Source organism: Flavobacterium gelatinilyticum, assembly GCF_027111295.1.
Lineage (GTDB): Bacteria > Bacteroidota > Bacteroidia > Flavobacteriales > Flavobacteriaceae > Flavobacterium > Flavobacterium gelatinilyticum.
Genome location: NZ_CP114287.1, coordinates 807,829 through 831,933 on the forward strand (window position 1 = coordinate 807,829; position 24,105 = coordinate 831,933).

General features: G+C 34.0%; 27 protein-coding genes. 10 read left to right on the forward strand and 17 right to left on the reverse strand.

Annotated elements, in window-relative coordinates:
• Positions 1-9 precede the first annotated feature (9 nt).
• The 9 genes from OZP11_RS03390 to OZP11_RS03430 all read right to left on the reverse strand — a co-directional run bounded on the left by OZP11_RS03390 (position 10) and on the right by OZP11_RS03430 (position 6,327).
• Positions 10-534, reverse strand: coding sequence for a hypothetical protein (locus OZP11_RS03390; protein WP_281233817.1), 525 nt, complete (start codon positions 532-534; stop codon positions 10-12).
• A 28-nt stretch (positions 535-562) separates the two neighbouring features.
• Entirely contained in the window at positions 563-829 is a 267-nt protein-coding gene (locus OZP11_RS03395; protein WP_281233818.1) for a hypothetical protein, read from the reverse strand.
• Positions 830-1,183: 354 nt separating this feature from the next.
• Positions 1,184-2,398, reverse strand: coding sequence for a putative phage abortive infection protein (locus tag OZP11_RS03400; RefSeq protein WP_281233819.1), 1,215 nt, complete (start codon positions 2,396-2,398; stop codon positions 1,184-1,186).
• Positions 2,399-2,420: 22 nt separating this feature from the next.
• Entirely contained in the window at positions 2,421-2,795 is a 375-nt protein-coding gene (locus OZP11_RS03405) for a hypothetical protein (protein WP_281233820.1), read from the reverse strand.
• A 35-nt stretch (positions 2,796-2,830) separates the two neighbouring features.
• Positions 2,831-3,256: a hypothetical protein gene (locus OZP11_RS03410; protein WP_281233821.1), complete on the reverse strand. Its 426-nt coding sequence runs from the start codon at positions 3,254-3,256 to the stop codon at positions 2,831-2,833.
• A gap of 76 nt (positions 3,257-3,332) precedes the next feature.
• On the reverse strand, positions 3,333-4,085 hold the full coding sequence (locus OZP11_RS03415) for a hypothetical protein (RefSeq protein ID WP_281233822.1): 753 nt from the start codon (positions 4,083-4,085) through the stop codon (positions 3,333-3,335).
• A gap of 88 nt (positions 4,086-4,173) precedes the next feature.
• Positions 4,174-4,914 carry a hypothetical protein gene (locus OZP11_RS03420; RefSeq protein ID WP_281233823.1) on the reverse strand — a complete coding sequence of 247 codons (741 nt, stop codon included), beginning with the start codon at positions 4,912-4,914 and terminating at the stop codon, positions 4,174-4,176.
• Between the two features lie 65 nt (positions 4,915-4,979).
• Positions 4,980-5,645: a hypothetical protein gene (locus OZP11_RS03425; RefSeq protein ID WP_281233824.1), complete on the reverse strand. Its 666-nt coding sequence runs from the start codon at positions 5,643-5,645 to the stop codon at positions 4,980-4,982.
• A 142-nt stretch (positions 5,646-5,787) separates the two neighbouring features.
• Entirely contained in the window at positions 5,788-6,327 is a 540-nt protein-coding gene (locus OZP11_RS03430; protein WP_281233825.1) for a hypothetical protein, read from the reverse strand.
• 1,236 nt (positions 6,328-7,563) lie between these two features.
• Between OZP11_RS03430 and OZP11_RS03435 the strand changes: the two genes are divergently transcribed.
• Both OZP11_RS03435 and OZP11_RS03440 read left to right on the forward strand, forming a co-directional pair.
• On the forward strand, positions 7,564-8,196 hold the full coding sequence (locus OZP11_RS03435; RefSeq protein WP_281233826.1) for a sulfatase-like hydrolase/transferase: 633 nt from the start codon (positions 7,564-7,566) through the stop codon (positions 8,194-8,196).
• A gap of 9 nt (positions 8,197-8,205) precedes the next feature.
• Positions 8,206-9,135: a sulfatase-like hydrolase/transferase gene (locus OZP11_RS03440; RefSeq protein WP_281233827.1), complete on the forward strand. Its 930-nt coding sequence runs from the start codon at positions 8,206-8,208 to the stop codon at positions 9,133-9,135.
• A gap of 734 nt (positions 9,136-9,869) precedes the next feature.
• On the opposite strand, the gene OZP11_RS03445 is transcribed toward OZP11_RS03440, so the two are convergent.
• A complete protein-coding gene (locus OZP11_RS03445; RefSeq protein ID WP_281233828.1) occupies positions 9,870-10,562 on the reverse strand; it encodes a LytR/AlgR family response regulator transcription factor in 693 nt (230 codons plus the stop codon).
• On the reverse strand, positions 10,559-11,365 hold the full coding sequence (locus tag OZP11_RS03450) for a sensor histidine kinase (RefSeq protein ID WP_281233829.1): 807 nt from the start codon (positions 11,363-11,365) through the stop codon (positions 10,559-10,561). Before OZP11_RS03450 ends, OZP11_RS03445 begins: the two co-directional genes overlap by 4 nt.
• Before the next feature lie 205 nt (positions 11,366-11,570).
• On the opposite strand from OZP11_RS03450, the gene OZP11_RS03455 reads away from it, so the two are divergent.
• A complete protein-coding gene (locus tag OZP11_RS03455; RefSeq protein ID WP_281233830.1) occupies positions 11,571-12,743 on the forward strand; it encodes a metallophosphoesterase in 1,173 nt (390 codons plus the stop codon).
• Between the two features lie 343 nt (positions 12,744-13,086).
• On the opposite strand, the gene OZP11_RS03460 is transcribed toward OZP11_RS03455, so the two are convergent.
• The 5 genes from OZP11_RS03460 to OZP11_RS03480 all read right to left on the reverse strand — a co-directional run bounded on the left by OZP11_RS03460 (position 13,087) and on the right by OZP11_RS03480 (position 17,556).
• On the reverse strand, positions 13,087-13,854 hold the full coding sequence (locus OZP11_RS03460) for a LytR/AlgR family response regulator transcription factor (RefSeq protein ID WP_281233831.1): 768 nt from the start codon (positions 13,852-13,854) through the stop codon (positions 13,087-13,089).
• The gene (locus tag OZP11_RS03465) at positions 13,851-14,789 is read right to left on the reverse strand and encodes a sensor histidine kinase (protein WP_281233832.1); all 939 of its coding nucleotides are present in this window, start codon (positions 14,787-14,789) and stop codon (positions 13,851-13,853) included. The genes OZP11_RS03460 and OZP11_RS03465 overlap by 4 nt, the downstream gene beginning before the upstream one ends.
• 166 nt (positions 14,790-14,955) lie before the next feature.
• Positions 14,956-15,702 (reverse strand): hypothetical protein, encoded by a 747-nt coding sequence (locus OZP11_RS03470; RefSeq protein ID WP_281233833.1) that lies wholly within the window; start codon positions 15,700-15,702, stop codon positions 14,956-14,958.
• 144 nt (positions 15,703-15,846) lie between these two features.
• On the reverse strand, positions 15,847-16,308 hold the full coding sequence (locus tag OZP11_RS03475) for an alpha/beta hydrolase (RefSeq protein ID WP_281233834.1): 462 nt from the start codon (positions 16,306-16,308) through the stop codon (positions 15,847-15,849).
• A gap of 270 nt (positions 16,309-16,578) precedes the next feature.
• Positions 16,579-17,556 (reverse strand): GlxA family transcriptional regulator, encoded by a 978-nt coding sequence (locus OZP11_RS03480; RefSeq protein WP_281233835.1) that lies wholly within the window; start codon positions 17,554-17,556, stop codon positions 16,579-16,581.
• A gap of 142 nt (positions 17,557-17,698) precedes the next feature.
• Here OZP11_RS03480 and OZP11_RS03485 point away from each other — a divergent pair, with 142 nt between their 5' ends.
• The 3 genes from OZP11_RS03485 to OZP11_RS03490 all read left to right on the forward strand — a co-directional run bounded on the left by OZP11_RS03485 (position 17,699) and on the right by OZP11_RS03490 (position 18,832).
• A complete protein-coding gene (locus tag OZP11_RS03485) occupies positions 17,699-18,145 on the forward strand; it encodes an SRPBCC family protein (protein WP_281233836.1) in 447 nt (148 codons plus the stop codon).
• Positions 18,146-18,226: 81 nt separating this feature from the next.
• Positions 18,227-18,433: a transposase gene (locus OZP11_RS24920; protein WP_432419652.1), complete on the forward strand. Its 207-nt coding sequence runs from the start codon at positions 18,227-18,229 to the stop codon at positions 18,431-18,433.
• A 6-nt stretch (positions 18,434-18,439) separates the two neighbouring features.
• Positions 18,440-18,832 carry a helix-turn-helix domain-containing protein gene (locus OZP11_RS03490; RefSeq protein WP_281233837.1) on the forward strand — a complete coding sequence of 131 codons (393 nt, stop codon included), beginning with the start codon at positions 18,440-18,442 and terminating at the stop codon, positions 18,830-18,832.
• A gap of 650 nt (positions 18,833-19,482) precedes the next feature.
• Here OZP11_RS03490 and OZP11_RS03495 read toward each other — a convergent pair.
• A complete protein-coding gene (locus OZP11_RS03495) occupies positions 19,483-20,325 on the reverse strand; it encodes an MBL fold metallo-hydrolase (RefSeq protein ID WP_281233838.1) in 843 nt (280 codons plus the stop codon).
• Positions 20,326-20,606: 281 nt separating this feature from the next.
• Between OZP11_RS03495 and OZP11_RS03500 the strand changes: the two genes are divergently transcribed.
• The 4 genes from OZP11_RS03500 (at position 20,607) to OZP11_RS03515 (ending at position 24,104) form a co-directional block, all read left to right on the forward strand.
• Positions 20,607-21,152, forward strand: coding sequence for a cysteine hydrolase family protein (locus tag OZP11_RS03500; RefSeq protein WP_281233839.1), 546 nt, complete (start codon positions 20,607-20,609; stop codon positions 21,150-21,152).
• A 113-nt stretch (positions 21,153-21,265) separates the two neighbouring features.
• A complete protein-coding gene (locus OZP11_RS03505) occupies positions 21,266-22,138 on the forward strand; it encodes a helix-turn-helix domain-containing protein (RefSeq protein ID WP_281233840.1) in 873 nt (290 codons plus the stop codon).
• 162 nt (positions 22,139-22,300) lie between these two features.
• Entirely contained in the window at positions 22,301-22,903 is a 603-nt protein-coding gene (locus OZP11_RS03510; protein WP_281233841.1) for a TetR/AcrR family transcriptional regulator, read from the forward strand.
• A 115-nt stretch (positions 22,904-23,018) separates the two neighbouring features.
• A complete protein-coding gene (locus tag OZP11_RS03515; protein ID WP_281233842.1) occupies positions 23,019-24,104 on the forward strand; it encodes an HlyD family secretion protein in 1,086 nt (361 codons plus the stop codon).
• The last annotated feature ends 1 nt before the right edge of the window (position 24,105 follow it).

The following is a 24,105-nucleotide window of genomic DNA, read 5'->3' on the forward strand; positions in this document are numbered from 1 at the left end:
AAGGGTAATTTAATGAACCCTCACAATTTGAGATTCCGGAAAATCAATATCAAGATATTTCTTTATAATTCCAATTATGACATCAATACGGGTTCCGATAACTACAGATCTATTTTTGACTGGCCAATCGGTCATTATCGCAGTTAATTTAGGTTTTATAATTCCTGAAATTAAATGCGTAGGATCTGTAAACCATAAACCACAGCCACTAATACCATGAAGATCAGGTCCCGTTCCAAAGGTATTACTCTTGCCGTTGTAAGCAGATTTTTTATTATAAAATGCCATAACATTCACAGCTGGATTTCGATTTAATTTTGAATATTGATCTATTTTTACAGAAGAAGTAAAATAAAAAAATGTAGTGGCTTCAAAAATATCGGTTTTATACAAAACTTTTGATTTTGAAGATGGATAGCCCAGAAATGTGTAGTATTCTCCATCTTTGAACGCATGATTTATAGCTAAGTCATCAGCCTGTAGAAAACTATATTTTCTCAAAATATGTGGGACACAGTAATCATCTAATTTCAAAACAGCAACATCTATTCCATCCTTGTCCCTACCTACTTACTTGGTCATTATAAAAAGTTGTTCCACCAGGCTTAATAATTTCATAGTCTTCTGATAAAAAAATAAATAAATCCCTGTACCTATCGAAAACATGAGCTGCTGAAACAAGAAAGTAGTGGTCTTTAATCTGAATAAACACCCCTGTCCCATGAACTTTATAAGTAGAACCTTTGGTAAGGAGCATACAGGTGTAGCTTCTCATTGAACCCAGACTCATTAATTGAAGCTCTTTATATAATTCTTCCAATGTTTTCATCTGCTAAAAAAAATTAATTAAAAATTATATTAATTATGTTTTTAACAAAGCTTGAAATCACTTATTGATATTGGTTGGAACCAACTTATTTAAATGCTGTATATTAAAAGTAAAACAACCTTAAATTGCATATCACTCATAAGTTATTCACTGTCAAATACTTACAAATAAAGTTATAAAACAAATAAAAGGCAACAACTACCTTCAATTAATATCTTTCAAGCTTTGTGAAAAAAAATAAATAAATTTGTCCAATCAAGGGATTGAAACTTGATATTGCTTTTAAAGACATTTTTTTAATGTTTCGAGAATTGCAGCTGTACCTCACTTAATTAAAAAACTATTATTCTTTTGTCAGTTAGGATCAATTTCAAACATCTTTCCAATTCTTAATTGTACTTTTTTTGTACGTAAATAATTAACCTGATCAGAAATATATTTATCGTCAAATAAAATCTGATACCATAAATTATGGACCATACAATATTCCGTAAAAAATGCATTTACTTCATTTTCCCAGTCATCTCCATATTCACTAAGCCAATTGTAAAACAATAATATCTGTTCATGATTTGATAATTGAGCCCTTAAAATTCTCAAGTATTTCATTCTTTCTTCATAATCAGTCACAATAGTGCTATTCGCTATAGACTTCACGGTTAAAAATAGATGTCTAAAGTAGTGCCCAAGTCTTTGGGAATGTCCTGAAAACGGTTTGTAATTAAAGTATAACTGAACATTTGGCAGAAACTCTTTTCTATCTTTATTAGTGGTTATCTCCTGCTGCACTGGTTTTTCGTGGTTTCTTCTTGCTTTTTTAAATAATTCAATTAAAATAATTTCATCTTGATTCGATTTTGCATAAGCATCTAATCCCGAAAAAAATAAATTATAGCATTTCTGAAACCCAGATTTATCAAGCTTATGGTCTTTGCTGTAAAGGCTTAAAATACATTCAAATTCCGTTTTCATTACAACAAACGATTTTCTGCCTTCTGTAATTTTTTCAAATCTCTTTAATGTATTTTCTGTTTCATCGAAATCATATCCATTTATTTTCATTTCATTAATGTTCTCTCTATGAAGCCTAAGCATTTCATAGAATTGAGATTCAAACTGCTGAAGTTTATTCTGTTGATTTTGATTATTAATTTGCTCTTGAAGCTGGTCCTTGCTCTCTTTTTGCTCTAATTCAAATAATTCTCGCTGTTGTAAATTTGCTCTGTATTGAATATAAAAAGCGAGGCCTGTTACAATTACACCTGCAAGAGCAATAAATGGGTTCATAAGCCCTCCTATTGTATCTCCAATTTGACCTGTTTGGCTAAAGTCAAAATCTTCATTTATTGGCGGACGAGTAAAAATAAATGGAGAGATGAATGCAAAAAAAACAAAAATAAAAGAAAGAATTAATAAAAAATAAATTTTCCAATTTAGTTGAGAAGTCTTTTTTTTTCTATTTTTCTTATCTTTCTTTTCTTGATTTGTTTTATGCCAGTAAAATAGATACGCACAAATGGATAGCATCAAAAAAGTAATGAAAGAATTTATTATAATGTAGGTTGTCATATATTTTATTAAGTATATCTGTTTAAACTTTTTCTAAAACTTTTTTAAATGCAATGTAGCTTTTCAAAAATAATTTAGATTTTATAGAAAAAACAATGCTGATTTTTTGCATGTGCTTTTTATCAAGCTCTTTAATATTTTTGTAATCAATATCATCGTTTTCCAGATATTTTTTACGAAGTTCATCAATCAATTCATCATTCTCATTTATCCAATTAGAACAGTAGCTTTTTAGTACTAGTATTTCCTTTTTAGAAAAATCAAAAATTTCAATTCTGACTTTGCTCAAAATCAAATCTGCTATTTCTGGAAAATCATTTTTATATTGCGAATTACCCAAGAATATGATTTCTTTTAATACGGATAATTCTATTGGATCAAATTTAATAGTTCTCATTTTGAAAATTGTAATGCTCTTTATCTATAAGTAGCTTATATTTTTTTTACAACTAGTAAGGAAACTTCGTCATATTTATTTTTTAATAAATCAAATAGTTCTAACAAGAACTCTTCCAATTTATTATCTAAAAGACTTTTGGTAACAGCTGGAAAATCAACATCTACCTCTTTATCTAAATAAAAAAACTCATGATAAATTTCTTTTTGCGAAGTATTTGAATAAGTGTTTGTAAATGTCACTTCATAGGATACGTAATATCGGTGTTTTAATTTTATTATTTCATTTTGAAGTGATGAAAGTTGTTTCCTAAGTTCATTAACTTCGATATTTAGACCTTCAATTTCATCGATGTTTTGTGAGGTAAGGTTTTCTTTTAAAAAATTCAGTTTAGTTCCTTTAAGAATTAAACTATAACGAATTTCAGATATTTGCTTTTCCAGTTCTTTTACTTCTTTCATGTATTTATTATTTAAAATTCAAACTTTTTGCTTTTATTCATTATAGATATTTCAACTAAGAAAGTTTTAGATGTTTTTATAAATATTTTAATCCCTCGACTTTTCCTGTATCTACATTTAAAACAAAACCAATATCTCGATCTCTGGCACTTCCCTCCTTTTTATATTTCTGATTAAACGCTAAGAAAACAATTTTCTTCTGCGTTATTATTATTGGATCACTAAAAGTTATTAAGATTTTTTTTGTTTCTCCTGATTTAAATCTTAGACAATAGTTACTGCCTAATCCGCATTTACCTTCTGCTAATTTCCATAACTCCATACCTTTTATATCTTCAACCTTTGTTGAATTATCAATGTTACAGCCACAACTTCTGCTATAAGTTGTGGAGCCAGAAAAGTATTGTTTGTCCAATGATGTGATTGCATAATAATTTGGTATTGGTGCCATCATTTCCTTTTCATATGGATTTGTGAATTCTAAAGTTATCGACAAGATATATCCATCTACTTTTTCAGCAATAGAATATTCATCAGCTTTCGATTCAAATTCATCTTTGATCAAATTTGACTTAATACCGGCTATCTTAACATCATAGACATAATTACTGTTAGGTAAAGAATATTTAATATTGCTGTAATCAATTTTGTCTTTATCAGCTTCAATATCATTTATTTTTTGCTGCAATTCCGTTGTTTTTTTCTCTTCTGCATTTTGATTAACTTTCTCACTTGGCTTAAAGAAAAACCAGATTAAAAATGCAATGAAAATGATTAGAGTAATTATACAGCCTGGCTTCTTTTTTTGTTCGTTTGCTTGATTTTCCATAAATAAAAGTCATTCATTTTCTTTGTAACTTCAAAAAATTACAATACTAATTTTTCTAAAGAATTAAAGTTATCACAACTTTAGTAAGCTATATGTTTATGTCTTCTGCACCATATTCTTTAAACCAATCGATAATTGATTTCCTTATTGCTAAACTGTCGGTATTAAAATGACTTGGAGACTTATAAAGCTCGTAAAGCCACGTTTTAGAATAGTCATCCTCGTCAATATTTCTTGAATACAGTTTTACATAATTTTTAGGCATTTTATCCTTTTCCACAGCAAAACTATATTGCAATGGTCTGTACAATTTATTCAATTCTTTTGCTATACTTTTAGGTAAAAGAGGATTTTTTCGATGCTTTAAAAATGGAAAACAGTTTTCAATGTTATTACTTGCAACATATATGGATTCAAATTTAGAGTAATTAAATCCAATCGATATTTCAAAAAAACTTAAGGTAAAGCCTGTAGCAATTAGATGTTCTTTCCCATGTGGATCAATCTTCGTCTCATACAACATATTTGACAAAATTGTTGAACTAATATCTGTGGCCAAATCTGAGACAAGCTCTAATTGTTTATTATGGAATTGCTTTTTTACATCAAAATTTTTAAAAGCTTTGTAGGCAATTACTACTAAAATTATATTTAAAACTAGCCCCCACAAAGAAATTAGAAATGACTGAAAAGTAGCAAATTCAGATAGTTTTTGACTATCAATCGAATCTTCGATTTTGGTGTAAAAACTATTAAAATATAAAACTGTTGGAATTATTATACCGGATAATATTACAATGGTTATCAGTATGATTTGTTTGATTTTCATGCTTTTATAATAAATGAAAGTGCTATCAATAAACTTTAAGAAATTTCAAGGTTAGTAATTTTAACTCAGCTCCCTTTAACATATATCGTCATTTTTTGCAGTTTGTGCAAATATTCATTTTGATTTTCTTCCTCTACAAAGTAATTTATAAAAAGGCTGAATGCTCTATGAAATTCGTCTATGTTATCACTAAAAACATTTTTTCTGTCTGGAAAAATATGATCAAAATCTGCAATTTTATACGTGACTAAAGTACTCTTAGAATCTCGTGCAACTCCAAAAAAATAAGAGTCATATTCAACTAAAATTTCTTTTTGTGATATTTCTTTGATTTTAATTAATATGCGTTCTAAAAATTTATCGATATTTTCAATTACTCTAATTTTAAACTCTCCAAGTTTTTGTTCTTGAATTGATTCTTTAATGTCAATTTTAATATATGGATTTAAAATTCTAACAATCTTTTGTTGTTCCGTTGTATAGCTATTTGGAGAAACATATACAGACTCTAAACTATTTAAATTTTCAGTAATCAAAACTTTTTTGCCATCATAAATATCTTCAAAGAGATAACTCACCGTTGTTAGGACTCCTCTTATAAGATTATAATTATCAACATTGCTTTGCGTTTTCTTCCCTGTCAAATTATTTTTCGGAAACTTAATAGCTTGACTTTTATCTTCCGGATTTTCATAGATTGTCCAATTTCCTCCTTCTCCTAAAAATTCCATTTTATTGCTGTAGTTTTATAATACACTGATCTGATTCTATTTTGTTGTGGATTTATTTTAATCCTTTTCCTATTTATCAAATGACAAAACATAATAAGATTATATGTGTTTAAATAATCATTGACACTATATAAGGAACAAATTATTTTGATCTCATAGATATTTTGACAAAAATTGGCTCGCTTTCATTGATAATATTAGAAAAATCAAAAGTTGAAACATGAGATTCACTTGGAGGAAATTCTAATCGATCTACTAAGTAAGCATAACATTCTTTCCCATGATTTAAATTCAATACGGGAAATTTATACTGTGAACTTTGGTAATCTTCTTTTATTTCAGGATCATTTGTCAAGCCAACTTCACATGTAAAAAACTGATTTTCTTCACCTTCTGCCCAATTTTTCTTTTTAATCTGATCTTTCTTGATAATTTCATACATGAATTGCTGTTCAACAAATTCAGTTGTTGGATTTATATTTCCATCATTTGCAAAATTTAGAATTTGTTGAAATTGTTTTTCATGATAACTAAAATTTTTATGTGAATTAAAATATGCTGAGATGTCATTTGTATCTCCAAATCCATTTGTTTCGGATAGTTTTTTAGCTGCATATTCCAATTCTCTCCCAGCTCTTTCATAATTGGAATATAGTTCAGAATATTTTTCTTGAAATGTCATAATCTTTATTGATTTGCTTAGTTTATAGTATAATTGTCGTTAAGGTTGATAAGTTAATTACCGTGTTTTTTCAAAAAGATTACAGGTTTAGTCATTGAACAGCAAACATACCAAACCATTTTGCTTTTTTTTTACGGTTTTCCATAATCTATGTAATAAATAAGTTGTAAAATAATTATTTTGATCATAAAAAAACTACAGTACAAATACCCGTTTTTAGCTTCTAATTTGTAAAAAAGCTTTCGAAGGATTTTTACAATTTTCACGATTATCTTTTATTGGCTTTGCATTTGTGTAGAAAATCAGAACTGGACTTGATAACTTTTCCATCACAAAAAAAATAAAGCGAATAAAAAAAGTATAATAGATTTATTTAAAAGTACAAGACAGTAATTCATAGAGCCATAGAAAGACAATTCTGCCTTAACTTAAAACATTCTTTTAAATCCTCCATAAATTTTGTAAATTTATATATCAGCTTAATGCGAGGAATCAATTGAGTTTTCACAATTTTTGCGTCAATCCTACTCAGGACATCTAAACCAAAATTATAAAGCCAATGGAAGACAGACACTACATATAGAAAGCCAATTTCTTCAAATCATCCAAAAATGATGTTGTAATTTGTCCTGTCCCCGTCACAAAGCCAAATGGCGCCAATTGAAGACAATTGGCGCCATTTTTAATTTAGAATAGTAACTTTAGATTATTTGCCCTTATAATTTTACTTATTCTCAATCACACTTAGGCTATGCAATTATAATAAATGCAAGAAATTTGTAAATGAATCCCTTTATAACTTAACATGATTCCACCGGTTGGAATAAGCTAATTTTAAGATTAACATTTTCCTAAATTTTACTAAAATATTCTTTCAATAGCTAATTATAAAAGATACGCTTGAAATTATTTTTTACTCTCATTAAAGGATTTCGCACTTTTATTTTCACATATTAAGGGTGTCCAACTTCCGCCAAAACTTAAACTAAATAGACTTGCTACTCTCCATCTTTTATAAATATTTGTTTCGAGGCCTAAGTAAAAATCCTTTATGTATAAATCATGATGAATTATAATTTTCATTTGAAAATTGTATAGATTACAAAGCAAATATGTTTCATATCCTGTAAAAATGTTTCAAATTACAAAATGGAACAACATTTCTTGTGAAATTTACCTGACAAAAACTCGGAAGGAATTAATTTTGAAATAGTTAAACAAATCATACTTCAAATTATGAAAGCACTATCTACTTTAATCGTGTTGTTTGAAATGACCATTTGTACTAGCTTATGGGCTCAAAAAAAACCAAACATATTGGTTATTTTTGGTGATGACGTTGGAATTTCAAATATAAGCACTTATGGAAACGGAGTCGTTGGATATAAGACTCCAAATCTGGATCAACTGGCATCAGAAGGAATTGTTTTTACCGACTATTATGCCGAAAACAGCTGTACAGCGGGAAGGTCTTCCTTTATTACAGGTCAAACACCAAAACGTACTGGTTTGTCTAAAGTGGGCATTCCGGGTGCTCCTGTAGGCCTTCAGGATAGGGACATAACAATCGCACAAGCACTGAAGACTCTGGGATACAGCACAGGCCAGTTTGGAAAAAACCACCTGGGCGATTTGGATCAGTTTCTGCCTACCGCACATGGATTTGATGAGTTCTTCGGCAATCTATATCATCTAAACGCGGAAGAAGAGCCTGAGTGGCCTAACTTCCCAAAAGATGATCCGTCATTTACCAAAAATTACATGCCGCGCGGGGTTATACGCTCTACCGCAGGCGGCAAGATTGAGGATACGGGGCCTCTGAACAGGAAAAGAATGGAAACAATCGATGATGAAACTACCGCAGCATGAATCGATTACATGAAAAGACAGGCAGCTGCCGGAAAACCATTTTTCTCCTGGATGAATTTTACCCGTATGCACGTATTTACCCATGTTCGCCCCGAAATGCGCGGAAGAAGCGGAATGCCAGATAATGAGTATGCTGATGGTATGCTGGAAATGGATGATAATGTCGGCAAGCTTATGAAGGCACTCAAAGAAATTGGCATTGAGAACAATACCATTGTTGTCTTCACAACAGACAACGGCCCCAACCAATTCAGCTGGCCTGATGCTGCCACAACTCCTTTTAGAAGCGAAAAGAATACAAACTGGGAGGGAGCCTACAGGGTTCCTGCTTTTGTTAGATGGCCTGGACAGATTAAAGCCGGACAGATGACCAATGAAATGTTTTCAGGACTGGATTGGTTTCCGACTTTTCTGGCGGCTGCTGGAAATAATTCCATCAAAGATGAATTATTGAAAGGTAAAAGCATAGGTTCAAAAAATTTCAAAGTCCATCTGGACGGCTACAACCAGCTTGATTTTCTAACGGGAAAATCTGCAAAAAGCGCAAGGACTGAATTTGCATATTTTAATGACGATGCGCAGATGGTGGCATTTAGGCATCAGGATTGGAAAATCATTATCCGAGAACAGCCATCCCCAGGAGGCTTTTCGGTTTGGCGGGATCCTTTCAAGACCTATCGCATCCCTCTTTTGTTTAATCTTCGCATGGATCCATTCGAACGCGCCAATATAGTCTCTGACCAATATGACGACTGGCAGCTAAAAAATGACTTCAAAATTGGGCAGGTGACTTTTCATGCAATTGCATTTTTGGAAACTTTTATTGACTATCCTCCTTCTCAGCTTCCTGCAACGTTCGCTCCTGATGCAATTGAGGAACAAATAGACAAAATAAATGGCCAAAAATTAAAGCCTAATGCTGTTACTCGTTCGAAATAATATGTGTAAATGTAATCTCGTAAAAACCCTCTTCCGAGGGTTTTTCTATATAAAGATGCTATAATCTTTTTTGGGCTTCCCTCTAGCAGTGCCATAGAAAATAAAGACCAATACTGTTTAAACCAGTTCTAAAAGTTTGGAAAGTTAACGTTATAATTTATTATTTTCTTTGACAGGAGTACATACTTAAATCTTGACAGAATGCAAAAACGGGAGATTAATCATTTCAAAATTATTAAATGCATGAAATAAAAAGCATTCTGACTACAAAACTGAAGTCACTTACATTCCGTCCGACTCTAATATTCAGTAATGAACAGTATTGAAAGGGATTACTTTTGTGGCACAAAACATAAATCGAGAATAATTCATAGAGCCAAAGAAAGACAATCTTACCTTAGCTTAAAACAATCCTTTCAAATCCTCTATAATATTTGTAGAATTGTAAATTACTTTAATCCCATAAACCAATTAAGTTTTTATATTTTTTTACATCAATCCCCAACGGGACATCTAAACCAAATTTACAAAGCCAATGAAAGACAGAGACTACATATAGTAAGCCAATTGCTTTAAATCATCCAAAAATGATGTTGAAATTTGTCCTGTTCCTGTCACAACGCCAAAAGGCGCCAATTGAAGACAATTGGCGCCTTTTTTTATTTAATATACTATATCCTGAATTGTTTCAATCTCTGTTCAATATCAATAACAATTGTGAAACATAGTAAAAACTACTTTAGCAATTGAAGAATATTGAATTTATACATTTTGCCAATAGGAATCTTGTGGGTTGCAATAAATATAATGTTCCCTTCAATGCTATTAATCTGTTTTGCAGCTACAGCAAATGATTTGTGGGTCTGCACAAATTCATTCTTTGGCAGCAGTTCCAAAAATGAAGAGATTTTTTCACGAATTGTAATGGTCCGATCTCTAGTTATAATTTTGGTGTAATTCCCTGTTGCTTCAATATAAAGTATTTTTTCAATCTCCAGTTGGATGTGTTTTTTATTGCTCTGAATAAATATTCGATTATGACTACTATTATTTTCAAACTGTATAGCCTTTTGATTAGGTGGGCTAAAGGCTTTATTTATTGCTTTTAGAAAACGTTCAAAACCAAAAGGCTTAAGCAAATAATCCGAAATAGGATATTCGTATCCTTCCAAAGCAAATTCACTATAAGCGGTCGTAATGATTACTTTTGGCGGATTTTGCAACGTTTTTAGAAAATCAAAACCTTTTAAAACAGGCATATTCAAATCCAAAAAAATCAGATCTGCTTCATTGGTGTTAAGAAACTCAAAGGCATCCAAAGCATCATAGCACTTTCTAATTAATTTCATATTGGGTACTAGATCGCAATACCCTTTAATAATATCGTGAGCGATAGGTTCATCGTCAATAATCAAATATCTAATCATAATCGTTTCAAAATTAGCCGCGCCTGATAGACACTTTCTGTTATCGAAAAACTCAATACATGCTGATTGGGATAAATTAATTCCAGCCTTCTTTTCAGATTTTTCAAACCTATTCCAGATGAAATATTCATTTTTTCATAGTTGTTTTCAATTTCAAAACAGATTTGGTTTTGTGAAGCGGTCAAATTCATTTTGACATAAGCATTTTGCCTCAAATTTTCGACTCCGTGTTTGAAAGCGTTTTCCAAAAGTATGATAAACAATAAGGGAACTACTTTTTGGCTTTGATCTACATCACAATTAAAATCAACTGTTATGTGTTTATGGTAACGCATTGTGTGCAGCTCGATATAGTTTTTCAAAAAATCAATTTCTTCCTGAATTGCAACCACCTCCTTTTCTCCTTCATAAATGCTGTAACGCATCATATCCGAAAGTTTCAATATTAATTCTTGTGCTTTTCGCGAATCTTTAGCAACCAAACCATATAAATTATTAAGCGTATTAAAAAAGAAATGCGGGCTAACCTGGCTTTTCAAAAGCATCAATTCAGCTTTTGTTTTTTCACTTTTCAGTTTGTTGATAAAAATAATTTGTTGAATAAGCCAAACGACCCCAAGTCCACCAAGCAACGCATAATAACAAATTACAATCAGACCAACTTTTGGGTGGTAGTTTCCTAAAAAAACTACCGATTTATTTTGTGTAAAAATCACTTCATAAACCGTAATCATTACAGGAACAAACGCGGCCACCAGAAGAGCGGCCACCATCCATTTCAAATTTCTTTTCAGGGTCATCATAATACAATATTACAACTATAAATAAGCCTCTGCAAACTTGTTGACAAACAACAATCAAAACGTGTTGAAATAACGAAAAGAAGTGACATAAGTACTTTGCGTACTCCAAAAATACTTTTTGTCAGGCAAATTAAGACGTTGGTCACAATTATTTGAGCAACAATGCAGACGTCTTTATGTTTACCGAAATTAATCGAAAAAAGAAATGAAAAAGAGAATTTTAAGATATGTAAAACATATCAGTATCACATTTGTAATATTAGCCGCTATGGCAATTTCATTCGGATTGTATCACGGAGCTAGTTTTCGTTATGCAGAAAATCCCGAAATGATGAATTGGGATAAAGATGGTCCCTATATTTTTAATAAAAATGATAGTGTTTTGAGTGTAAATTACATTAGAGGAAATCAGGATGATGGATTTTATTTAGACCAAAAAGAATATGCTTCAAATTCCAAGATTCCGGCTTATTGTTATTTCCCCTTAGATTCTACGCGATTTGAATTTTATCTCGATAACACTATCATAATTCCTAGAAACACTTACGATGACAAAGCTAAAATTCTAGCCATATCTGATATTGAAAGCGGTTTCAGAACTTTTCGTGATTTTTTGATTGCCAATAAAGTCATTGACAAAAAGCTCAATTGGTCGTTTGGGAATGGCCATCTTGTTTTACTTGGTGATTTTGTAGACAGGGATTTTTCTACCACCCAAGTGCTTTGGTTTATTTACAAATTAGAGCAGGAGGCAAATGAGAAAGGCGGAACAGTTCATTTTATTTTGGGAAACCATGAATTAAAAAATATGCAGGGAAATTTTGAATCTACCTCTCCGAAATATTACCACGTTGCTTCTATCTTAAAAAAACGGCAAACCGAATTGTATGATAAAAATTCTTTTCTTGGCAGATGGATGTCGAGCAAAAATACCATCGAAAAAATTAATGGCATCCTTTTTTCGCACGGCGGATTACATTCTGATTTGGGCAATTATAAAATAGATCTTGACGAGGTAAATCAAATAATTCGCAATAATTATTACAAACCTTACTATCCTAATCCACGAAAAAATATAGAACAATTATTGATTTCCTCACACAAAGGAATCGCTTGGTATCGAGGTTATTTTAAAGACGATTTGGCCCAAGAAGATGTAGAACGAAATCTTAATAAATTTGATGCAAAAGCAATCGTAGTTGGCCATACCCTTCAGCCGAAAGTCAATAGCCAATTCAACAAAAAAGTAATTGGCATTGACGTCAAACATCCAAAAGATTATTCGAAAAGCTTTCCCAATCAAGAATCAGAAGGTCTGCTGATTGAAGGCAACAATTATTACAGGGTTTTGCATAATGGAGAAATGAAGAAAATTTAGTGTAGATCTCTATATCTCAAATCCAAGAAAGAAATTTCACACGTTTTATCAAGCACGCAAACTAAATGGACTTGGTGTATTTTCCGTTACGGAAAATTGACAGGAATTTTGAAGAAATGCAACTATCCATACTTTGTGTTAAAACCTATTTTTTTTGGAACTAGCAAATTTTTTCAAAAAGTTGAGGCTTGTTTTTTATTGAAAAAAAATCACTTTAAATCTTATTTTGATAAAAATCATTAAGGAAGAACACATATATCCTTGTTTTAAAATCACCATGACAATGATAATATGAATGATCTTCCTTTTTTGATTAAGTTTAAATCCTTATCTGCTCAAAACTCTATTTCTCTACCCATTCTCGAAATGCGGACGTTTGACTTCGACTGGTTTTGAGATAGTTTTTGTAATCTTTTAATTTAATAGCCAGTGTGTTTTTATCATAACGTTCTATTTTTTCAATATAAGGTTTGTGGATTAGTTCTGCTCGATTAATGCGGTAAAAGTCAAAAGGATTGAGTTGTTCTTCTATTTCCTTTAAAGTGCGTTCGGACAGCAGATGTTTTTTTTCTTGATGATCATAAGCAAAGACAACGCCCTCATCGGCTTTAAAAAACATAATGCTCTGCGTGTCCAAAAAGTAAATCCCCTGCTGCGTGTTGACCACAAAACGCTTCTTGTAAGACTTATCTGCTAAATTCTGACGGATGAGCTGGGTTAAATTCATAATAGCATTTTGTTCCTCCGAATCCGAATCTTTAAGCAGACGGAATTTGTCCCAAGCCTTTTTAAACCGCTCTCTGGAAAAAGGTTTCAGCAGGTAAGCTATACCATTTCCCTCAAAAGCATCCATCCAAAATTGGTCATAGGCCGTGGTGAAAATTATCGGACAAAGAAGAGAGACTTGTTGGTAAATTTCAAAAGCATTGCCGTCCAGCAATTCGATGTCCGAAAAAATAAGGTCAGGCTGGTGGTGGCTCAAAAATTCGATGGCAGATTGCACAGTATCCAATTCTGCTACAATTTCAACAGGCGAATCCAATTCTTCGATAAAGCGTTTGAGTTTATTCCTTGCCGGTATTTCATCTTCTATAATGAGTATTTTTATCATGTATTTTGATTGTTAATTATAGGAACACGGACCGAAAAAATATTATCTATTTGATTAATTTCTATCGGCTTTCCAGAAAGTAGTCCATACTGTTCCTTTAAATTCTTCAATGCCCGTCCTGATGTGGGCTTTACGTTCCGTTTTAGATTGATATTGTTGGATACAAAAATATCTGCTTCAGTTTTTATTTCGATGCAGACTGGATTTTCTTTCGTTCCCAGATTATGTTGTACCGCATTTTCAAGGAGCAATTGCAGGGTCATTGGAACGATAAAGCCGTTTATGCTTTTATTTTCTATCTTCAATTGATAGGCATTTCCGTATTTATAATGAATTAGCTTGAAGTATTGCCGGGCAAAAACAATTTCTTCTTCAATACGAACCAATTCCTTATCTGTTGATTGCAATACATAACGGTAAATTTCGGCAAATTCATTCAGGAAATCGGAGGCTTTGTCTTTGTCCTCTTCTATAAGCTGGTCCAATACATTCAGATTGTTAAACAGAAAATGTGGATTAAGCTGCTTTTTTAGCTGGTTGATTTTACTTTCCGACAATGCTTCATTGTAGGATGCCAATTTCTGTTGTTTTTTTATATTGTCTTGATAATAGTAGTAGGCAAGAAAAAAACTGCTGTAGATAAATCCATCAAGAAAATGTGAAAATAGCGAAATCGTCAATGTCTGAGGGTTAAAATTCCGCTCTACAGTATCAAACGCAAGTGCAGTCAAAAATCCGATCAGTAGCATTGAAATCACAAACATAAACAATGATGAGCCTAAAATTTTCAGCATAGTACCTGTGTTGAAGCCATCACTTTTCTGCCATTTTCGTATAAAGAAAAGAATTATAACAAACAAAATTCCTATGCCCATTAATGTGGCCAGTGCCGCTTCCGGAGTAAAAGTATAAGCGTTGATATACTGCCTTGCCACAATACGGGTGTAAATAGACTGTAAATATGCAAACAGCACAATAAACAGCAGGAAGCTGCGGTTTACATTTATTTTATGGATGAAATTTGTTCATTGGCATTTTGATAAGGCAATTTACGAAAAAAAAGTCCTGTATTCCACAGGACATTTCGTTTTGATGTTATTTTCAATTTTTCTTCTCTGGAAAAGAAGCAATCGTATTTCCTTTATCATCAAAGAAATCGAGTTTTGCATTGTTTTCCTTATCTACATAAAACATCCCTCTCGGCATCCCTTTGTCATCGTAAAGAAACAGTCCGTTATTCTGGCTTCTTGATTTGCCCAGCATAACACGCGGAACGCCTCCCACCAAGTCTTGTGCTTCATATTCTCTGTATTTTTCCTCAATCACTTTCGGATCTTTTTTGCGCAGTTCTTCCAATTCCGTCATAATTTCCATGGTTTTGAGCTGTGACTCCTTAATAGGCCGATCGTTGAACGCCAGCGTACTACTCACAAATCTTTTGCCATCCTTTTCCATATCTTGTGTCAGCAGCTGCATTACCTGATCGCCGTCGTACTGATCGTAAGTAAGGGAAAGACCTGCAGAATGACCTTTTTCGTTCTTCTTGCCGTCGTAGATGAATCCGCCTGCCTCTATACCTTCTTCATTGAAGAACAGCATTCCCGAACGCTTCTTGCGGTCTGCATTGGTAGAACGATTGTTGACTTTTTGAGTTCCGTTCGGAAAACGCTCTACATTGGTAATGATCATTTTCACTGTACCGTCTTTTTCAACGATGTTGATACGTTCAACATCAATCTCTGTAAATTTTTGGTTGCCTAATTTTTTGAATGCAGATGTTGTAAGCAGTGTTACGCCGATAGCTACAAATGCTGCAAATGTTCTTAAAAATACAAGTTCTCTATTCATTTTTTTTAAAGTTTTAGTCATTAAACAGGACAAAACTATGATGCCGTTATTTCATATTCAACCCAAAAACAATAAGTGCAGGAAATAAAGGAATGAACTAAGGTAAATGAAGATCGAAACCTTTTTGGCTATTTAAAAATGAATTTATTTTAGTTTAAATCTATAGCCATCTTCTATTCTGTTCGAGGGTCTGTCGACATTTCTTGGAAATCCTCCGCTTGCTCCTTGATAAGAGGCGTCTGCAGCAATTGTAATATATCCTAGTTCGGCTAACTGTTGTGCATATGAGCCTGCAACTTGTTCTTTTATACCTCCATTTGGATGTGCTACCACAATAGCGGCATATTTTTTTGATGGATCATAGTTTGGTGGTGTATAAACATTGGCAGCTATGTCAATATTGTGCAGCTTACAAGTAACAGGATGGACATTTACTTTTCCAGGAACATTTTCCGTTATTGCGTTTTCATATACAAGAGTCCATTGATTTATCTTCTTTAACCCTTCCAATTGCACTGTGCAATCATCTTGCTTTGCTTGAGCAGAGACTTTCAATGAAAAGATGGAAGTGGCTGTAACAAGTATCCAAAATCTAAAATCTTTCATTTTAATAATTTTTTTTGTTATACAATTTTAATAGCACAAAGTTACTTGGTAGATCTTCAGGTGAGTTTTCAATTTAGTTCTTTATTTTGTGCTTTTTCGTTCAAAATTGATCACATGAATTTTCTGGTCTTCATAGCAAAAAAATGGCTGCGTAAAATAAAAAAATGGATTTTATGGAGTGAAGCTATTACTAAAATAAATTGTCTGAAGAAACAAGCTGCAGATTTACAGGCTTGGTAAACTATTTTGACATGTGGTAAATTAGGCATTTTAAATTGCTTCATGTTTGTTGTAGCGGTCCTTGTATACGGCCGGCAGAACTCCCGTAATTCTTCTGAACACCTGGCGGAAGGCATTGACGTCCGAATAGCCCACCTCGTACATGACCTCGGCGATGCTCTTGCCGGTGCTCTCAAAGGCTTTTTTGGCAATCTCGACCCTGATGCGCTGCAGGTATTCCAGGGGCGTATTGCCTGTGGCCCTTATGAAACGGCGGTCGAAATTGCGGCGGCTCAGTGCAAACTGGCCTGCAAGGTCCTGCATCGATATCTTTTCATGCCCGTTGTCCTCCAGGTACTCCTGCGCCTGGATAATGACCCGGTCCATATGCCGCTTCTGGCCCGTGAAGATCGTATAGGGCGACTGGCTCTGCCGGTCCATATCGATCTGGAATACCTTAGAACAGTAGATGGCCGTCTCCCTGTCAAAGTATTTCTCTACCAGGTAGAGCAGCAGGTTCAGGAAGGAAAAGGCGCCCCCGTTGGTATAGAGGCCGTCCTGGTCGGTAATGAGCTTGTCCCTTTCAAGCCGTACCTCAGGAAACAGCTCCAGCATCTGGTGGTGGGCAGCCCAGTGCGTTGAGCAGCTTTTCCCGTCCAGCAGGCCGGCCGCGGCCAGCATGAAGGCACCCGTGCATATGCTCGCGATCTCTGCGCCACCGGCCCGCTGTCGGGCTATCCAGCCGATCATCTCCTGGTTGTCACGTATGGCGTTGGCAAAATTATGGTTCAGGGAGGGCACCACCACAAGGTCCGTGGCCTGGATGGCTGAAAAAGCCAGATGGGGACGCACGGCAAAAAGCCCGCCCTTGAAGCCCACTTCCGGCTGGCTGCCGGCAAGCTGTATCCTATAGCCCTTTCCCCTTTTATTGGTCCAGAATTCATTGGCCCTGGACAGTATCTTATAGGATCCCACGATGCTGCTCAGGTTGCTGTCGCCTTCCGGAATCAAAATAGTGATGTGTTTCATCGGTCCTGTTTTCAACAAAGATAGGAAACGTTGCTGTCCAAATCAACATCCAAGATTGGCCATTTCGCCCATGTCCTACTGTTAAATAACTGGCTATCTTTGGATTATTATTTAATCAACTTTAAACCTAAAAATAAAAACTATGAATGAAATAGTGCACAGGATCGCAGTGAAGGGATCCTCGGCCGAGGAGGTATATCAGAGGCTGGCCACCCTGGAGGGGCTCAAATCGTGGTGGACGGTGGATACTGCCGGGACACCTGAAAAAGTAGGTGGGAAAATAGAGTTCCGTTTTGTCGGCGGCGGCTTCGAAATGGAGGTCGCAAAGCTGGAGCCCGGAAAGCTTGTGGAATGGAACGTGGTCGGAGGCGAAAAGGAATGGATCGGCTCGGTGATACGATGGGAACTGAAGGAGGATGGCGGATACTCCGTTGTGCTTTTCAGCCACACCAAGTGGAAGGAGAAATCCGAGTTCATGCAGCACTGCAGCACCAAATGGGCCATCTTTCTGATGAGCCTGAAATCGGCTCTTGAAACCGGTCAGGGGGCACCGAATCCCCATGATGTGAAGATCGACAACTGGAATTGATGTATGTTCTGATACTAGAGAAAAAAAAGGGAAGCCATTGAACTGCCCCCAAAAAGTTAGATACTATTTGGGGGCATTTTTATGGAAAGAAAAGTCAAATACAGTTATGAATTTAAGCTTCTTTGTGTCAATGAAGTTTTAAAAAAGAATTATTCAATTAATTCAGTTGCAAAAGAGAAAAATTTAAGAATATCAAATCTCTGTAAATGGATTAGTTTTTACAAAAAGGTTGGTAAAGAAGGGCTATTACCTAGAAAGAATCAATACTATTCTGTTGATTTTAAGTAAAATGTATTGCAGGGAATTATAGATAAATCACTATCTTTGGAAGACACTTGTGTTGAGTTTAATATTCCTAGTAGTTCTGTTATCATTCAGTGGCAGAAGAATTATCAAAAACAAGGAGTTTTAGGCTTACAGAATAAACCTAAAGGAAGACCTAAGCCTATGACTTTCAAAAGAACCAAAAAGAAATCCACCAAACCTCTTACTAGAGAAGATGAAAGGGATTACTTTTGTGCCACAAAACCTAAATCGTATAAAGTAGTTCATAGAGCCAAAGAAAGACAATCCTGCCTTTACGTAAAACAATCTTTTAAAATCCTCCATAAAATTTGTAAATTTATATATCAGTTTAGTGCGATGAATCAATTGAGTTTTTATAATTTTTGCATCAATCCTACTTAGCACATCTAAACCAAATTTACATAGCCAATGGAAAACAGACACTACATATAGAAAGCCACTTTCTTCAAATCATCCAAAAATGATGTTGTAATTTGTCCTGTCCCCGTCACTCTTAAAGAAACGTTAAATTTTCGGATTTAGCGTTTTTTTTTATGCCTTCTCGGGACTATTTAACCCGTTTTTACTTCTAAAAACAAGCGATTTGTATGTCCTGTAAAGTTAACCTTAGTGGATTCAAACCGCTCTTATGCATTGCAAACATTATACTTAACAAATTTGTTGTGTTTATATTAACAATAATTTTAGTTTTATGGAATTTGACAATGAAAATCTCAAAGAAAAAACTACATGTCTGAAGACTCATAAGGTATTCACATGATGCTGAGGATGACGATTGTTATTGTCATAAAAAATCAAAAATATTTAAAAAAGATATTGTACAAAAAAGTCTAAACGAAGAACTTAAACTCGTCATTTAGACCTTTTTTTCATATAGGAACTATTTCAATTTATGTCATCACAAAATGCTTTTCTATACTATTTAAGCGGCGGAGCCATCTGTGATTTAATATCCGTAAGATCGAAATGCGCACGTTTCTCAAATATTTTTCCATCTTTAAGAGTTAAAAGCATCATTAGTGAAATTTAATTTAAAGTTTAATTCTCTCACCATCCGCAGCAATGATTACTTTCTTAGAAATGCCATTGCTTTTTACATAATCTGCAAGTTCTTTTCTACTCAGAATGCAATGATTGATAGCTTCCATATGTATTGCAACAATTGTAGCATTCGGTAAAACTTTGTGCACTTTTAAAACATCTTCTTTCCCCATAATAATGGCTCCAAAACCATCCACCTGAGCGAAGCCTGTATTTAAAACAACAACATCGGGTTTCAAACTTTTTAAAACAGCTTCAAAAGAATCTGTCCAAATCGCGTCACCAACAAAATATACTGACTTTTGGCCTGCTTCATTAAAGAAATAACCTGAGACTTCACCTAATCTTTCTGCCAATTGAGGATTCGCATATGCCTCGTCCGACCCATGTTGGGCATGAATTTTTTGAATTTGGATATTCTTAAATTTCGATTTATCCGATAAAATTCGTACATCTTTGAATCCTTCATTTCGCACAATTTCAGCATCTTCCTTGTTCTGAGTCAAAACAGGCTTATCTTTTGAAAGCATTTTTATAGCTGCTTCATCCCAATGGTCAGGATGCAGATGTGTTAAAAGCACTGCATCTGGTTCAAGAAGACTTTCGGCTGTAACTGGAAGTTCAACTAGTGGATTACGCAGATTTGAATTTGCCGTTCCCGGAAAACCTGGATAAGCACCTTTTTTTGCTAGCATAGGATCAATAAGAAATTCACTGCCTGAGTAGCGAAACACCACAGTAGCATTTCTGATTAATTGGATACTTGTCTGCTTCTGTCCATAAGACGAAGACATAAATGCAATTAAAGCAATTGCTAAAACTAATTTTTTCATGTTTTTATTATTTAGATTATCATCATCCGCCGGCATTATAAATAAAGATACAGGCAGAAATAAATTTTGATGCAAAGGTAAATTGGTGATTTACAGAACAGGCTACCAAATAATAATCAATAAATGCCATTCTGATAAGCTAATTGAAATTATGTCGAAATAATTTTCATCACTCTTCCTAGTTGATTTATCAAAATGGCAGTTTTAAAATCTGATTTGGTAGCAACGAGCCTGCTACTTCCATATAACTTTGTATTTGATAAACTTAAAAACAGTGAATTATGAGCAAAGCATTAATTGTTATAGACATACAGAATGATTACTTTGAAAATGGAGCAATGGAACTTTCAGGCGCTCTAAAGGCAAGCGAAAACGCGGCTAAAATTATTGAAAAATTCAGGTCTGAAGAACAGCCAGTTATACATGTTCAGCATTTATCCGTAGCTCCTGGGGCATTTTTCTTTCTGCCTGAAACAGAAGGCGTCAAAATCCACCAGAATGTAAAACCGCTGGAATCTGAAAAGGTTATAACGAAATATTATCCTAACAGTTTTAGGGATACTGATCTCTTGGAATATCTAAAATCACAAAACATCACAGAACTTGTTTTTACAGGAATGATGACTCATATTTGCGTGGATGCTACTGTAAGAGCGGCAAAAGATTTTGAATTTGAATGCACTGTGATAGGCAATGCCTGCGCTACAAGAGATTTGGAAGTAAACGGTCAAAAGGTAAATGCTGCAGATGTACAGACAGCGTTTCTTGCAGGATTGAGTTTTTTCTATGCTTCTGTAATAAACACGAACGATTATCTGGCAGTTTAAAACGCTTAATAGGAAAACCAATAATATAATTTATCTAAATTTTTACTAAATTTGAAATGCATCTGTCTTATACAGGTGCTTCTCTGTTTTATTAATGCAACAAATAAAAACGGTTGAGAACAATTAAATTTCATAAGTCGGAATGCGGCGTTGATATTCTACTAAATGTTTTAAGAGGCAATGATGTAAAAGTCAACTACCTGAAAACAGAAATGTATAATGCTGATTTTTTTGAGATTCTTCTTTTTAAAAAAGCAAAAGGCACTCTTATTTTAAATCAGCAGAAAATAACGATAAACGACGATACCATTGTATTTATTTCTCCTTTTCAGAAAAGACAATGGAATTTAGAACCTGACGGTTTAGATTTTACTATACTTGTTTTTCAGGAAGATTTTCTAAATGATTTTTTCTCAGATAAATTTTTCACCTACCGCCTATTGTACTTTTATCAGTTAAACTTTCCGCTAAGTATCAGTATTGACAAGGCAGATCTTGAAAAGGCATGCAGCCTGCTTACAGAAATAAAAGGAGAACTTTTGGAGCCAAAACCTGACAGCGTGCACATTATACGTTCGCTTTTATACTATTTATTGCAGAAATTCAACCGTGAATATGCTAATAGATTTGATCTTTCTCTTGAGAAAGCAGAAAATAATTACGCCTATCAGTTTAAACAATTACTCGAACTTCATATTACTGAAAAACAGCGAATCGATGACTATGTCTCTTTATTAGGCATAAGCCGTATAACTATTAATTCGGCTGTTAAAAAGCAGTTTAACGTTACCGCAACACATCTTCTAAAGCAAAGACTTCTCTTTGAGATAAAAAATTACCTTATCCACTCAGGAAAAAATGTTTCAGAAATTGCGGATGAGCTGCACTTTTCTGAACCCAGCCATTTAATGCGTTTCTTTAAAATGCAGACTGGAATGACGACTACGGAATTTTTAGCGGATTATCAGAATGATACATTTAGCTAATTATAAGCGTTGATAATGAGCCTGTAATGGATATCCAAATGGATAGCACTTTTTTTTTATTCTTAATAGTTGTACAATAAAATAAACATTTTACTTTTGCATACCGATCGTTCGGTTTTTAATTTTACCTTGAAGAAGCCTTTTAAACCTATATTCACAGCTATGAAAGAAACAAAGCAGCACATACTTGAAACAAGCTACAAACTATTCTTGAGCAAAACTTTCAAAGAAGTTTCAATGAAAGAATTGGTCGATGCCGCGGGATTGTCAAAAGGCGCTTTTTATCATTACTTTTCCAGTAAAGAGGAATTATTCAGGGAAGTTATCGAACAGCATCTTATGGGGAAAATATTGTTCTATTACGATAAATTGGATAATAGTTCCCTACAGTCTTTTTATACCAATTACCTAGAGCTTCTAAATCAATACTCTGCTCAAAGGGCAGAATCCAATGACAGTAATCTGCTTACCATGATATTTGAAGCAATCAGAATGTTTCCTGAACTTAGAGAAAACTTTTCTAAACTTAACACTCTTGAGCTTAATATTTGGACAGAAGTTGTTGTCCGTGCAAAACAGAATGATGAAATCAAAACAAAGATGAGTAATGAAAGCATTGCTCAAATTTTCATATTTACAAGGATTGCCGTCGGTATTCGAAGAAATATGGGAATAGAACTGCATCCTGAAAAAATAATAACAGAAAAACTAAGAACTGTTTGGAATGATTTCTACAATGAACTTAAATCCGATTTAATTTCCTAAGCTTTAACTTTTACATACAATCAAGACATTCGTCCCACGAATAAAAATAAAAACATTCAAAAACATACCGACTGGTCGGACTAAAAATTATTAAACTCTAAATTAGAAATCAGAAATGGAAAAAAAAACAGAATCAAAAAAATCCGTAAAAAAAATAAAGATAATTGCGATAGCCATTACGGCTGTACTTGCCATTACATTAACAGTTCATTTTACAGGAGCGCAATATGAATCGACCGACAATGCGCAACTTGACAGCAACCTCTACTCTATCCGCTCGGGCGTTACCGGATTTGTTAAAGAAATACACTTTCAAGACAATCAGAAAGTAAAAAGAGGAGATACTCTTATTATTTTTGATACAGATGAGTTGCAGGCAAAAGTGCAGCAGGCTCAGGCGGTTCTTCTAAACTCTAAAGCAAATCTGTCGGTATCCAAAAACAACGCATCAGCGGGAAGCGATAATGCATCGGCTTCACAAAAGACAGCAGAATCAAACAGGCAAGCAATTGGCGCAGCAAAAGCCAAACTGAATAAAGCGCAGCTAGATCTTGAGAGAGTAAATAAGCTACTGGACGTTAAAGGTGCTACGCAGGAACAGCTTGACAATGCAAAAGCAAACCTGCAGATAGCCCAGTCAGAATACAAAAAATCTTTAAATCAGGAACAGTCTGCGTTGGCATCTTTTAAGGGAGCAAAATCACAAGCCAGGGCTTACTCAGGCCAGATTGGACTTTCGAATGCACAAATCTCACAGCGTCAGGCAGAACTAAATTTAGCTCTAAAACAGCTATCTTATGCATATGTGATTGCTCCATGCGACGGAATCGTAACCAAACGCGCATTCAATCAAGGGCAGTATGTAACAATAGGACAGTCTTTATGCGTTGTGGTCGATTCTGAAAAACACTGGATTACAGCTAATTTCAAAGAAACGCAGATCGAGAAAATGAAAATTGGCAACAATGTCATAATAAAATTAGATTCTCATTCTAATATAGAATTAAACGGCAAAATTGAGTCTTTTGGAGGTGCTACAGGCGCGAAATTCAGTCTGCTTCCACCTGATAATGCTACTGGCAATTTTATCAAAATCACACAACGTGTTCCTGTCCGCATATCAATAGATAATTTCCCACCTGCCAAAAAGTATGAGCTTTTTCCAGGACTAAGCGCTTTTGTGAAAGTTAAAGTAAACTAAA

Excerpts from the sequence above, each read along its gene's own strand:
- OZP11_RS03395 (WP_281233818.1), bottom strand. The coding sequence starts at position 829 with ATGAAAACATTGGAAGAATTATATAAAGAGCTTCAATTAATGAGTCTG.
- OZP11_RS03400 (WP_281233819.1), bottom strand. The coding sequence starts at position 2,398 with ATGACAACCTACATTATAATAAATTCTTTCATTACTTTTTTGATGCTA.
- OZP11_RS03405 (WP_281233820.1), bottom strand. The coding sequence starts at position 2,795 with ATGAGAACTATTAAATTTGATCCAATAGAATTATCCGTATTAAAAGAA.
- OZP11_RS03410 (WP_281233821.1), bottom strand. The coding sequence starts at position 3,256 with ATGAAAGAAGTAAAAGAACTGGAAAAGCAAATATCTGAAATTCGTTAT.
- OZP11_RS03415 (WP_281233822.1), bottom strand. The coding sequence starts at position 4,085 with ATGGAAAATCAAGCAAACGAACAAAAAAAGAAGCCAGGCTGTATAATT.
- OZP11_RS03420 (WP_281233823.1), bottom strand. The coding sequence starts at position 4,914 with ATGAAAATCAAACAAATCATACTGATAACCATTGTAATATTATCCGGT.
- OZP11_RS03425 (WP_281233824.1), bottom strand. The coding sequence starts at position 5,645 with ATGGAATTTTTAGGAGAAGGAGGAAATTGGACAATCTATGAAAATCCG.
- OZP11_RS03430 (WP_281233825.1), bottom strand. The coding sequence starts at position 6,327 with ATGACATTTCAAGAAAAATATTCTGAACTATATTCCAATTATGAAAGA.
- OZP11_RS03435 (WP_281233826.1), top strand. The coding sequence starts at position 7,564 with ATGAAAGCACTATCTACTTTAATCGTGTTGTTTGAAATGACCATTTGT.
- OZP11_RS03440 (WP_281233827.1), top strand. The coding sequence starts at position 8,206 with ATGAAAAGACAGGCAGCTGCCGGAAAACCATTTTTCTCCTGGATGAAT.
- OZP11_RS03445 (WP_281233828.1), bottom strand. The coding sequence starts at position 10,562 with ATGATTAGATATTTGATTATTGACGATGAACCTATCGCTCACGATATT.
- OZP11_RS03450 (WP_281233829.1), bottom strand. The coding sequence starts at position 11,365 with ATGATGACCCTGAAAAGAAATTTGAAATGGATGGTGGCCGCTCTTCTG.
- OZP11_RS03455 (WP_281233830.1), top strand. The coding sequence starts at position 11,571 with ATGAAAAAGAGAATTTTAAGATATGTAAAACATATCAGTATCACATTT.
- OZP11_RS03460 (WP_281233831.1), bottom strand. The coding sequence starts at position 13,854 with ATGATAAAAATACTCATTATAGAAGATGAAATACCGGCAAGGAATAAA.
- OZP11_RS03470 (WP_281233833.1), bottom strand. The coding sequence starts at position 15,702 with ATGAATAGAGAACTTGTATTTTTAAGAACATTTGCAGCATTTGTAGCT.
- OZP11_RS03475 (WP_281233834.1), bottom strand. The coding sequence starts at position 16,308 with ATGAAAGATTTTAGATTTTGGATACTTGTTACAGCCACTTCCATCTTT.
- OZP11_RS03480 (WP_281233835.1), bottom strand. The coding sequence starts at position 17,556 with ATGAAACACATCACTATTTTGATTCCGGAAGGCGACAGCAACCTGAGC.
- OZP11_RS03485 (WP_281233836.1), top strand. The coding sequence starts at position 17,699 with ATGAATGAAATAGTGCACAGGATCGCAGTGAAGGGATCCTCGGCCGAG.
- OZP11_RS24920 (WP_432419652.1), top strand. The coding sequence starts at position 18,227 with ATGGAAAGAAAAGTCAAATACAGTTATGAATTTAAGCTTCTTTGTGTC.
- OZP11_RS03495 (WP_281233838.1), bottom strand. The coding sequence starts at position 20,325 with ATGAAAAAATTAGTTTTAGCAATTGCTTTAATTGCATTTATGTCTTCG.
- OZP11_RS03500 (WP_281233839.1), top strand. The coding sequence starts at position 20,607 with ATGAGCAAAGCATTAATTGTTATAGACATACAGAATGATTACTTTGAA.
- OZP11_RS03510 (WP_281233841.1), top strand. The coding sequence starts at position 22,301 with ATGAAAGAAACAAAGCAGCACATACTTGAAACAAGCTACAAACTATTC.
- OZP11_RS03515 (WP_281233842.1), top strand. The coding sequence starts at position 23,019 with ATGGAAAAAAAAACAGAATCAAAAAAATCCGTAAAAAAAATAAAGATA.